This is a genomic window from Streptomyces sp. NPDC048496, assembly GCF_043200055.1.
In the GTDB taxonomy this organism is placed as follows: domain Bacteria; phylum Actinomycetota; class Actinomycetes; order Streptomycetales; family Streptomycetaceae; genus Streptomyces.
Genome location: NZ_JBICXB010000090.1, coordinates 1 through 11,795 on the forward strand (window position 1 = coordinate 1; position 11,795 = coordinate 11,795).

An 11,795-nucleotide genomic window follows, 5' to 3' on the forward strand; every position below is an offset into this window, starting at 1 on the left:
GTGGCCGCGGACGAGGTCTACGGCCGCGACGGGGCCTTCCGTGCCTTCCTGGAGCGGAACCGCCTGCCTTACGCCGTCAACGTGCCGGCCGACCACACGGTGCTGCCGCGCCCGGGCCGGCGGCACCTGGCCCGCCTGGTCGAACGCGTCGCGGGCGACCAGGACTGGGCCGAGCTCACGGCCGGCCCGAGCCAACTGGACTCCCGCGCCTGGCAGTGGTGGGTGCGCCGCATCCCGGACCCCGATTCGGAGGTCGGGGAGAGTGCCTGGGCCCGGTGGGTGATCGTCCACCGCCGCCCGGCCGAACCCGACAAGCGGGACTACTACCTGGCCTGGGATCTGCAGGAGACCGAGGTGGAGGAGCTGGTACGGGTGCCCGGCGCGCGCTGGCGGGTGGAAGAAGCTATCAAGCTGGCCAAGTCGGCGGCCGGGACAGCCGACTACGAGGTGCGCTCCTTCCACGGCTGGTACCGGCACATCACCCTGGCGCAACTGGCCGCCGCTTTCCTGGTCGCCCAGGCAGCCGCCGCACGCGAACAGGCCACTCCCCGGCCCGACGGGCCGCAGGGGCAGAGAGGGGGACTCCCGTGATCCCACCAGCCTCGATGACACCGCCCCGATCGCCTACACCGCCTACGAGGTCCGCCGACTCCTTGAGGTGATGGCCCCTCAGCCCGCACCGAAGGAGCGGATCAGGCACGAACTGCACTGGTTGCGCTGGCGCCGCTACCACCAGGCCCTCGCCCGCGCCTGTCACCGCCGACGCAACCGCAGCCGCTCAGCCGCACCCGGCACCCCACGACCCCCGCCGAACAGAGCCGAGCAAACTACAGCGACGGTACTGATCTACGACTGAAGGGATGTGGTACCGCGGAAGCACTCCGGCCAACCTTCGGCCCCCGATCACCAGCGACCACCTGACAAAAACCGGCTCCCCTGTTGCTTCCGTGGGTCGTTGACCTGGGCTGATATGCAGAACACGCCGTACCCCGGCTACGTTTCGACTTGCGACGGTACGAAACGGAAGAACCTGGACATGGCGTGCAATCTGCAACTTTCAGCGCTGTCAGGGCCTTCCCTGCTTACGCGGCGGAAAGTCCCCGGAATGTCCCTGGGACAGGCGTGAAAGTCCCGAAAAGTCCCCGGGATGTCCCCGGGGCACTTCGCTGATTGCGATTGGGTACAGGCCGACTTCAGGCCGAACCCGGCGCTCTTGAGGCCGTCTCATGGTGTGACTGCAGTCGGTACACGCCAGGTAGCGAGACCTATCGGGGCACCGTGCCCCCGCAGCCGACGGAGCCAGCGCGGCAAGCCGGGCGAGGGTGCGTCAGGAAACGCACCCCGCCTAGAACGAGCGCCATCAGCATCCCTTGCACCGCGCACACCGTTCTCTCACCAGGGCGGATGAGGGCAAGGCCAGGCGCAGCAGCACGACCGATCATGATGCCGTCTGCGGCCTGCGCAGGTGGAGACAGCGGGGTGGCCAGCAGGCGCATAAGAGATGGCCGATCAAGGCCGTGACCTGGGTGGATGATTCATCGGCACCCGCAGTCTTCGTCAGTGCGTTCCGGGTGGGGACGGCCCGGCCGATCGGGCCGGGCGCGCGCGGCTACCAGGGCTGGTCTTGGGTCAGTTTCAGCAAACGCTGCAGGTGCGTGCCTGCCTTGCGCAGGTCGGCCTCGGGGACCTGCCACAACCGTGCCGCGTCGCCGTAACCACCCCCGCCGACGCCGCTCCAGTAGCAGGCGGACCGCTCGGCGGCTGCAGCGAGGACCGCAGCCGGGTAACGCTCCCTCAATGCCTGCGGGTCGGCCAGCCGCCACCAGGAGGCCAGGGCCCGTGCGGTCAGGTGCGCCCCGTGTCGGGCAGGGGTGCGCTGCCACAGCAGGTGGGCGACCGGGTCCAGCTCGGCACCGGTGCGCGGGAGGCGGGCGGCCGGCTCAGCACCACCTGGGCGGTAGCGCGCCATCATGGTGCTGGCGTTCATCGCGTAGGGGGTCTGGTGGGGCAGGACCTCGGCGATCAGCCGGTCGGGCCCGAGGGACCAGCGCAGCAGGTAGTCATGGCGTCCCCGGTCGGTGTGGACCTCGCCTCCGGCACTGTCCCAGCCGCGCCGTCCCTCGGCGGGGAAGACCGCGGCGCTGCAGGACTCCACCCGCTCCCGAGGGTCGACGCCGATCCCGTACAGCGGCCCGGCCGCGCCGTACAGCCGCAGCAGGGCGGCGGCGGGCGAGTCTGGGGCGCACAGCCGCTCCAGCTTGCGGCGGTCGCCGCCTGCGGCGTGCTCCCAGAAGGTGAAGGCGCGCTTCTGCAGGGTCTGGGGATCGACAGATCGGCGCTGCGGCGGGGACGGGGCATGGCCGGGTGTGGCGGGCCGGGAGCCGGGGCGGGAGGAGGCGGCGCGCGCTGCGGACGCCTCGGCGATTCGCCCGGCCTTCGCTCTACCCCCGCTCCGCGGCGCAGAGCCGCGTGCGGCCTCGGCGTTTCGTGCGGCCGACGGCCCCACAGCAACGGTGGCGCCCGCACGCACCGGTGCCACCGCGCCTTCCGCGGATGCGGCAGCGTGCGCGGCGGCGCCGTCGCGGGGCGGCGGTACGGACTCCGGGGCTGGAACCGGGGTGGGGTGCTTGGAGGCCAGGCATCGGGCGCAGCCCAGGTGGGTCTTGGCCGCGACTAGCGGCGCACCGCTCTGGGCGCAGGCCGGGCAGCGCAGTGGGGCAAACTCTCCGGCGGGCAGCAGCCAGTCCAGGTCCAGCGGGTAGCGCCGCTCGCCCCTGCGGACGTCCAGCGCGAGGCGCAGCACTGGGACTCTCAGCAGGTGCAGCCGGTAGGGAGTGAGCGTGTGGCGGGCACGATATTTTTCGGCGATCTCGGCCAGGCGGCGGGCGCGCTCCTCGCGGGTGCTCTCGATACGGGCGCGCAGCAACGCCGCGCGGTCCTCGGGCGCGGTGGCGGCACGGCGTTCCAATGAGTCCACTGCGGCGGCGTAGTACTCCTCGGCGCGGGCGCGCTCCTTGGCGTACGCGTCGCCGATCTGCCCGGCCAGCCCATCACGGCGCAGCACGGCGCTGGCCTCCAGCATCCGGTGGGCGTCGACGAGAGCCGCGGCCAGGTCCGGCCGGCTGGTGGAGGCGTAGTCCACGGCGGCGGCGAGCCCGACCGGCAGCGCGGTCTCGGCACGGGGGTCATGGCCGGTGCGGGCGAGGCGCTCGCTGACCCTCGTCGGCACCTGCAGGCGGCTGGGTACGTCGACGAACACCTCGACCTGCTCCTGGAAGTGGTCTTCCGCGGAGAGCTCGTAGCCCACCAGGGCGCCCACGCGCAGCACCGGCCGCAGGGCCCGCTCGGGCGTGGCGTCGGCGCGCGGATCCAGGCGACCGTGGTCGACCGGGAGATGCTCTCGGGCCTTGGACAGCAACGTGGCAGCATCGGGCGGCACGGAGCGCGGCGCGGCCAGGGTGAGGGTGCCGGTGTCGCCCGCGGCCAGAACGCTCTCGGCGGCCTTGGCGACCACCGGGTGTCCGGTCACCAGCAGCAGGGCGCCGTCTTCGCGGGCGACATCGGGGTCGGCGGTGACCGCGGTCTCCTCGGGCAGCTCCAGCTCGCTCGCGAGGGCAGCGGGCAGGAGTGCCAGGGCGGTGTCCCCGGCGTCCTCCCACAGCCCGCCGCGGTGCTCGACCCAGTCCAGCCAGAAGGCCAGCCCCGCCTCCTCGCGGATCACCGGCCCGCCTCCTGCTCGTCATCGCCGCCGACCAGCGCGTCGACCGCGCCGCGGCTGTCCAGGTAGTCCGTGCGGGCACTGACCAGCCGCTCGCCCAGGCGCTCCAGGCGTTCCTCGAACTCCGCGTCGTCCCCTGCGCTGGCGAAGGCGTCGAAGACGGAGGCCTCGAAGTCGAAGTCCTCGTCCACCCGGCCCAGGATCATGTCGAGCTCGCCGACGACCAGCTCAAACAGATTGATCTTGGATTCGAGGACGTGCAGGATCCGCTGCTCGATGGTGCCCCGGGCGACCAGATTGGTCAGCACCACGTCGTGCTCCTGCCCCACCCGGTGCAGTCGGCCCAGGCGCTGCTCGATCTGCATGGGGTTCCACGGCAGGTCCACATTGGCCATCACATGGCAGAACTGCAGATTGCGGCCCTCTCCGGCGGACTCGGTGGACAGCAGCACCGGCGCCTGATCGCGGAAGGCCGCCACCGCCGCTTCCTTGTCCCGGCGCGAGAGGCTGCCGTGGTAGACCGCCGCCTGGACGCCCTCGCGCTCCAGCCGCGCGGCGAGCGCGTTCAGGGTCTGCCGGAAGGCGGTGAACACCAACACCTTCTCCCCCTGTCCGTTGTGCCGACGCAGCCGCTCCAGCAGTAGCTCCGCCTTGGTGGATCCCTCGATTTCCCGGGCCAGCGCCGCCAGGTCCGGCCAGCCCGCCTTGGCCAGGGTCGGCGCGGCAGCCTGCGGGCTCGACCCGGCCAGCCGGGTCAGCCCGCGCAGGGTCAGCAGCCGTGCCGAGGACGCGCCCTTGGCCTCCGCCCTGATCCTGGCCGCGATCCCCGCATACAGCTCCGCCTCCTCCTGCGAGGGCGCCACCAGCACCGTCTCGGCCAGCCGCTGCGGCAGCAGCACCTCGACCTCGCTGCGTCGGTGACGAACCATCACCTCACGGGTACGGGCCCGCAGCTCGTCCAGGTTTCGCGGCGCCGAAGGATCCGTCCCGGCTCCGGCGTGCCGCTGGCGGAACTGCGCAGGGGTACCCAGCAACCCGGGCGCGACCAGGCTCACGAGCTCGTACAGGTCCTGCAACCGGTTCTCCACCGGAGTCGCGGTGAGCAGCAGCAGATAGCGGGCACGCAAGGCCCGGGCGAGCTTCCCCGAGGCACTGCGCGGATTACGCAACCGGTGCGCCTCGTCTGCCACCACCACATCCCACTGCACCCCGGTCAGCTGGGACTTCAGCGGCTCCCGACGCGCGGCGGCGATCGAGGCGAGCACCACCGGCCGCTCCGCGTCCGCCTCCTCCCAGCCCCGGCCCCGGGCGATCACTGTCGGCAAGCCGAACTTGCGCTCCAACTCCTCGCGCCACTGCTCCACCAACCCGGCCGGAGTGAGCACCAGCGTCCGATCCGCCAACCCCCGCATCCGCAGCTCGGACAGAACCAGGCCCGCCTCGATCGTCTTACCCAGCCCCACCTCGTCCGCAAGAATCGCCCGGCCCCGCATCCGCCGCAACACCGTCTGAGCGGTCTGCATCTGGTACCCGAACGGCACGAAGGACAGCTGCGGCAGCGACAGGAAGGAGTCGAAACCCGGCCTGCGCCACACCTCCACCGCCTCGTTCACCAGCGCCGAGGTGACCGGATCCACCGCAGCCGCGCCCAGTCGTCCCAAGAGCACCGCGAACGCGTCGGGCAATCCTTCGGGCCGCGGAGCCGAGCCGTCAGCAATGGGAGGGCGAACAGTGACGGTACTCAAGCGACCTCGCTCGGGGAGTAGCGGAACGGATGGCTACGGGCACGCTCGGTCACCCGCACGGGCCAGCCTACCGAACGCGCAGGAGAGCCCCGGTACGAGACCTCCGTACTCCGGCACCCGGCCGCTGGAGCGCAAGAAATGCAACCAGAATCCCGAAAAATGTAACCGCCCTTGGGTTACATTTACCCATTGGCCACGGACCTGAGTGAAATGATCGAGGAGCTGCGCCCAGCGGGAGGCGACTGTGCCGATATCGACCGAGCGCATCCCGCATGCACCGACGCAGCCGCTCCTTCGATGCCCTTGCCCCGATCGGCTACTGCGTGCACTCACGGCCAATCATCGCCAGGACCCGAGCCGGACGTGAGATCTGTCCGGACCGGACAGTCCCGACGACGCCTGTCGTCCCATCGGAGACCGGTGGATTTCACCCATCGACCCAGGAACAGCAAGAGTCCCCTGATGAAGTGTCACGCACGGCTGTCCGCCGGTTGTCCTTTCCGATTCACCGTCGACTCGGTGCAATGCGCAGACACCGAGGGCAGCACCGCCACCCTCCCTGTCCGTCCCGCCGGCGGGAGCCGCAGCCAGGCGACGAACTCTCCGACGTCCTCCAGCTGTACCTCCCGCCAGTCCAGGCCGCGGGTCTGCAGAAAGGCGAACCAGTCCTTCAGGTCGTGCGCGTACACCTTGACGGTGTTCGGCGACTTCTCGATGTCGCTCAAGTACGCCAGGTAGCGCTCGATCGGCGCGAGCGGGGTGTCGTCCTCCCCGAGCACCGTCCAGGATTCACGCCGCGAGGCAGGTAAGAGCACGCGTTGGACCTGCACTGTTCCTCCGAAAGATCTGCGTCATGGACGGCGGCAGATAACCACATCCACCACGCAGACCAGCGGGGTTCACCGCTTCCTGCACGACATGAAGGACGCCCTTCGGGCGACTCCAGATAACCATCGAGTCGACCTTCTCGACCGTGAAGCTTCGAACCAAGGTCACCCGCGGTGCGGGCAGTCCGGCTGCCGCCCTGGCGATGGTGTTCAAGCTGGTCGAGTCCGCCCAGGAACGCTGGCGGGCGATCACCGTGGCCCACCTGGTCGCGCTGGTCCGTTCCGGCGCGAGGTTCGAGAACGGCGCCCTGGCCGAACGCACGGAGGAGGCCACCGCAGCCTGGTCACACATCACCCGATCCACAACTCTTGACAACTGCTCATGACCCTGCCAGCAGTGGCACTGCACCACTCCCACGAACGGCACCACACCCCGAAGGGAGCGATCAGCGCATGACCAAGCCTGAGAGCGCGGGATACGACTACGACGTCGTCATCAGCGGAGCCAGCCTCGCCGGCAGCGCCGCGGCGATCTTGCTCGCTCGGGTCAGCGGCAGGTCGTCACCCGGTCGTCCTCGGGTCACCGGCAAAGATGGACGAGCGTAGGTCAGCCGGTGCGAGCGCGGCGGGGAGAGATAGGGGTAGGGTTAATAGAAGTGTATCCCTATAATTCTGGGAGTCCGGATGGACAAGCCCTCCGACATGTTCGACCGCGACTACGAGTGGGCCGCGCTGCAACGCTTCATCATCGACCCGCAGGCGGGCGCCACCCTCGGCGTGGTCTCCGGCAGGCGCCGACAGGGGAAGACCTTCCTGTTGGACGCAGCCTGCCGCGCCGCGGGGGGCTTCTACTTCGGAGCCACCGAGGCCACTGACGCCGAATCGCTACGCCGGATCAGCGCGGCTCTGACCGAGCACTCGCGCCCCGCCAGTCCGTACCACTTCGCCACCTGGGCCGAGGCCATCGACGCACTGCTCGCACTCGGCCAGGAACGTCCCGTCCCTGTGGTCATCGACGAGTTCCCGTACCTGGTGAAGGCCAACCCGGAGCTGCCCTCTCTGTTCCAGGAAGCTCTGCGGCCGCTGCGTGACCAGCGCACCGCATCCCGCTCCCGGCTCCTCCTGTGTGGCTCGGCCCTGTCCTTCATGGGCAGGCTCCTCGCCGGAAACGCCCCACTGCGCGGACGCGCCGGCCTCGATCTCCTCGTACGTCCTCTCGATCACCGGCTCGCCGCCGACTTCTGGGAGATCACCGACCCGCGCCTCGCCCTGCAGGTCCATGCCGTCGTCGGCGGAACGCCTGCCTATCGTCGCGAATTCGCGCGTGGCGACAGCCCCAGCGGCCCCGACGACTTCGACAGCTGGGTCACCCGCACCGTCCTCAACCCCGAGACCCCACTGTTCCGTGAGGCCCGCTACCTGCTGGCCGAGGAACCCGATCTACGCGACACGACCCTGTACTTGTCGGTCCTGGCCGCCGTCGCCGAGGGCAACGCGACCCGCGGCGGCATGGCCGGCTATCTCGAGCGCAAGGCCACCGACATTGCGCACCCCATCAACGTCCTCGAAGACGCGGGGCTGCTCCACCGCGACGCCGACGTCTTCCGCGAAAACCGGCCCACCTACCGCATCGCCGAGCCTCTCATCGCCTTCTACCACGCCATCATGCGCCCGGTCTGGGACCAACTGGAACGCCCCGGCAACGCCGCCCGCGTCTGGCAGGCCAGCCGTCGGCGCTTCACCAGCAACGTCCTCGGCCCGCACTTCGAACAGGTCTGCCGCGACTGGGCCCTGCACCATGCCGACCCCGACAGTCTCGGAGGACTGCCCGCCCGCGTCGGGCACGGCGTCGTGCACGACACAAAGGCCCGCACCGGATACGAAGTCGACGTCGCTGCCATCGGCATCGCGGACGGCACCAAGGCCCCGCTGCTTGCGATCGGCGAAGCCAAGTGGAACGACACCATGGGCATCGCCCATCTCGAACGCCTTCGGCACATCCGAGACCTCGTCACTCAGGCCGGACGCTACGACACCGCTCATACCCGCCTGCTCTGCTTCAGCGGAGCCGGATTCAACGACAAGCTCCGCGCGGCCGCCGAGGCCTCCCCCGACGTCCAGCTCATTGACCTCGCCCAGTTGTACGGCCGCAACTGAGGGACCCAGGGGCGAAATATCCATGGAAAGTCCCTGATACGCCGACACAGAGGCGAGAATCATAAAAAACAGCAGGTCAGAGCCTTGATCACATGTCGCTCCCTTAGGTCTCCCGCTCGGGTTGCTACCGGTGGATCGCCGGCGCCGAGGTGCGGGCGGGGCGGCAGTTCGAGGAGGACGCCCTGGTCGAGGAGATCCGCGAAATCCATGCCGAACACCGCGGGAACTACGGCGCGCTTCGAGTCCATGCCGAACTGCACGGCTTCGGCCACCTCGGCCGCGTTCGCCCAGGTCTGCGACCTGCACGGCATCCGCAGAAGCATGGACAGGGTCGGCTCCAGCTACGACAACGCCCTGGTCGAGAGTTTCTGGCAGGGACTGAAGCGAGAAACGATGCACCGGAGAGCGTTTGTGACGATGTCTCAGGCGAGACACGGACGGCATCACCGTCCACCACGTCCGCAGCCTCACAGACCTGTCAGAACGCAGGCAGCCCCGTCCGGCGTGGGTGAAGGTGATGCTCAGGAAACGGCGCAAGGCTCTCGTGGCCTGCCGGGACTGTCACACCTCCATCCACGCCAACGGCTGACGGAAACACGAAGATCGCTGGAGAGCCGCCTGCGGTGAAAGTCGCACGGGCGGTTCGGGCCGGGGGTCACCGGAAAAGGGTCCGCGCTTCACGCGGACACCTCGCCGGTGGCCTACCGGTACTCCGCTCGTTGCGTTCGTCGACCACAGCCAGGCCGGTTCCGGGGAACCGGTGGCCACGCTGCTGCGGCCTGGCAACGCAGGTTCTAACACCGCGAGCGATCACATCGAAACCACCCGCCTCGCCCTGGCTCAACTGCCCAAACACCTGCGGCGGGGCCGGCAGACGCTGGTCCGCACCGACTCCGCCGGCGGCACCCACGCCTGCCTCGACTGGCTCTCCCGCCACGGCCGGTGGCTGTCCTACTCGGTCGGAATGACCATCACCGACGCCATCCACCAGGCTGTGCTGAAGATCCCGAAACGGGCCTGGACACCGGCCTACGACTCCGACGGCACCGAACGGCGCGGCGCCTGGGTCGCAGAGATCACCGACATGCCCGACCTGAGCACCTGGCCCAAGGGAATGCGGCTGATCGTCCTCAAGGAACGGCCACACCCCGGCGCCCAGTTGCGCTTCACCGACGTTGACGGGCTGCGGCTGACCTGCTTCGCGACCAACACAAGGGGCGGCCAACTCGCCGACCTCGAACTGCGTCACCGCAGGCGGGCCCGCCGCGAGGACCGCATCCGAAACGCCCGCGACACCGGCCTGCGCAACCTGCCCCTGCACGACACAGCCCAGAACCGGATCTGGCTGGAGATCGTCTCCATCGCGCTCGACCTCCTCACCTGGATGCCGATGCTCACCCTGACAGGCGAAACCCGCCGCTGGGAGCCGAAGCGCCTCCGCCTCCGCTTGTTTTCCGCCGCCGCCCAGCTCGTGAACACCGGCCGCCGCCACTGGCTCCGCCTGGCCGCCCGATGGCCCTGGACATCCGTGATCACCAGCGCCATGGACCGGCTCCAGGCCCTACCGAACCCCGGCTGACCAGTAAATTCACCCGTCCCAACAACCTGCACGACCACCCCGGGAGTGGAACCCGGCGCCCACCCGACGCGACAACCGGGCCATCAGCCTGCCCCGCCTCGATAAAACCGCACCCCGCACGCACAGAGCCCCCGCCAGCGAACCAACGAGGACTCATGAACGATCGAGGCTAACGGATGCTCTGCAGCAGATTCCCCGTGGCGGTGACCGTCCAGAACGCCCACCCGTTGCGGTTCGGGTTGACGTGCGGGTTGAGGGCCCGCACAACGGCCACTGCCGCTCCACTGGGCGACTCATACTCGCCTCGGCCGGGGCCGGAGTGAATCGTCACGATGCGGGACGAGGGATCGTAGAAGGCCTGGGTACGCTGGCCCTCATAGATCGCGTGGATCTCGATGCCCTGCTCTGTCCGGAGCTCCTGAACCTCCGCTCCGACGAGCGTGGGTGCGGTTCTGCCCTCTGCGATCAACGCCTCGTCGTCCGGCAGTTCGTCGGTGTCCTGGTGAGCTGCTTGCCCGGCGTATTCAGGAAGCCCCAGCAGTTTGTTGAGGACGTTGGCAAGCAGTACCCTGCGCGCGGCCAGAAAGTCGGGGAACCGATCGAGAGACCGCAACTCCGGACTGCTAGGAATCCACTGTTCGGCCAGCCGTTCGATGGCGACGCCCTGCATGTATTCGTCGGGGAGCCTGGACGAGATCATCTTGTTCGTCTGACCGGTGATGAAAGCCAGGTTGGCCAGACTGTTCCACTCCTCCTTCGCATAGACCGGCTGCACCCGGGCGCGCGGGAACACGTGATGGAACTCGATCTTCGCGCCGGTGTTCATCGGCTGGTCGTTGATCGTGATGTTGGTCGCCCAATCCCGCGCTCCGCCCCGCAGCGCGGCGATGTAGAGCAGCCTGAAAAAGGGATGAGTGGAGTACTTCTGCTCCAGGTCCCTGGGGTGGAGAGAGCTGTCGACGGAGCGGGGGCCGGAGGCCCGGCGGATGAGTTCGACGAACAGGTCCTCTCCGCCCCGTGCCCGGATCAGCCTGGCCTCCGCTTCCAGCTTTCCTTCGACCTGCAGCGAGTAGTGGCTGAACGCCATCGCCCTATAGACCCACCGGCGCAGCAACTGCGCCTCGCCCGGACGCAGTTTGCCGCCCCGATCATGCAGCAGGAGCGCTGGCACGATGGCGAGGTTGGGAGAAGAGAGGATCTCGGACCGGGGAATCGAGCACTCTGCCCGCAGAAAGTCGATGGCGAGGCGCAAGGCCGCTTCGGTGGCCTGCCAGGCTTCCTTCAGCGCGGCTTCGTCGACCTCCGCCCCGATGAGCTTGATGTGGTGTGCGCCAGTCCCCGCGAGAAGGCTCATGAGGCGTAGCACGGCCTCCCTGTTCAGCGCGAAGTTGCTGTCCTGCAGTTCCTGATGGAAGGCATCCATGGTGTCCAGGCCGTCGGACCACCGCGCCGCGATGGCGCTGTACACGAGATCCCCCTTGGATAGCCGACGACCGCCTTTGTTCAGGCGAGCGAAGAGCTCCGCGACCTCCTCGTAGTCATCGGACTCGTAGGTGATGACAGCGATCTGGTGGTGCCGGATGTTGTTCACCTTTTGCAGCCGATGCGTCCACGCGGCGAAACCGGGATCCGCGAGAGGCACGCCGGCGTCGTGGAGAACCTGATAGAACTGCACGTGTCGGCGTACGAGTTTTGATGTTGTGACAGGTACGGAATGATGTGTAGGTGATGGGTGGTCAGCTGGCGGTGCTGGCTGCTCCGTCTTCCAG

General features: G+C 68.8%; 6 protein-coding genes and 5 pseudogenes. 7 read left to right on the forward strand and 4 right to left on the reverse strand.

The window, feature by feature from the left end:
- Positions 1-591 (forward strand): annotated as a pseudogene (locus ACGFSA_RS33870) (hypothetical protein); the annotation flags it as partial.
- A gap of 1,018 nt (positions 592-1,609) precedes the next feature.
- Here the strand turns inward: ACGFSA_RS33870 and ACGFSA_RS33875 are convergent.
- The 3 genes from ACGFSA_RS33875 to ACGFSA_RS33885 form a co-directional block, all read right to left on the reverse strand.
- Positions 1,610-3,721, reverse strand: a complete 2,112-nt coding sequence (locus tag ACGFSA_RS33875; protein WP_393309873.1) for a hypothetical protein — start codon at positions 3,719-3,721, stop codon at positions 1,610-1,612.
- Positions 3,718-5,385 (reverse strand): DEAD/DEAH box helicase, encoded by a 1,668-nt coding sequence (locus ACGFSA_RS33880; RefSeq protein WP_393309874.1) that lies wholly within the window; start codon positions 5,383-5,385, stop codon positions 3,718-3,720. Before ACGFSA_RS33880 ends, ACGFSA_RS33875 begins: the two co-directional genes overlap by 4 nt.
- Before the next feature lie 548 nt (positions 5,386-5,933).
- Positions 5,934-6,278: a site-specific integrase gene (locus ACGFSA_RS33885; RefSeq protein WP_393309876.1), complete on the reverse strand. Its 345-nt coding sequence runs from the start codon at positions 6,276-6,278 to the stop codon at positions 5,934-5,936.
- A gap of 137 nt (positions 6,279-6,415) precedes the next feature.
- On the opposite strand from ACGFSA_RS33885, the pseudogene ACGFSA_RS33890 reads away from it, so the two are divergent.
- From ACGFSA_RS33890 to ACGFSA_RS33915, 6 genes and pseudogenes are all read left to right on the forward strand, one after another.
- Positions 6,416-6,676 (forward strand): annotated as a pseudogene (locus tag ACGFSA_RS33890) (hypothetical protein); the annotation flags it as partial.
- Between the two features lie 298 nt (positions 6,677-6,974).
- A complete protein-coding gene (locus tag ACGFSA_RS33895; protein ID WP_393309877.1) occupies positions 6,975-8,447 on the forward strand; it encodes an ATP-binding protein in 1,473 nt (490 codons plus the stop codon).
- 149 nt (positions 8,448-8,596) lie between these two features.
- Positions 8,597-8,674 (forward strand): annotated as a pseudogene (locus ACGFSA_RS33900) (hypothetical protein); the annotation flags it as partial.
- Between the two features lie 43 nt (positions 8,675-8,717).
- A pseudogene (locus ACGFSA_RS33905) lies at positions 8,718-8,879 on the forward strand (integrase core domain-containing protein); the annotation flags it as partial.
- Positions 8,880-8,922: 43 nt separating this feature from the next.
- A complete protein-coding gene (locus ACGFSA_RS33910) occupies positions 8,923-9,036 on the forward strand; it encodes a hypothetical protein (RefSeq protein ID WP_393309880.1) in 114 nt (37 codons plus the stop codon).
- 123 nt (positions 9,037-9,159) lie between these two features.
- Positions 9,160-10,026 (forward strand): annotated as a pseudogene (locus ACGFSA_RS33915) (IS1380 family transposase); the annotation flags it as partial.
- Positions 10,027-10,195: 169 nt separating this feature from the next.
- On the opposite strand, the gene ACGFSA_RS33920 reads toward ACGFSA_RS33915, so the two are convergent.
- Positions 10,196-11,701 carry a hypothetical protein gene (locus ACGFSA_RS33920; protein WP_393309878.1) on the reverse strand — a complete coding sequence of 502 codons (1,506 nt, stop codon included), beginning with the start codon at positions 11,699-11,701 and terminating at the stop codon, positions 10,196-10,198.
- Positions 11,702-11,795: the final 94 nt, after the last annotated feature.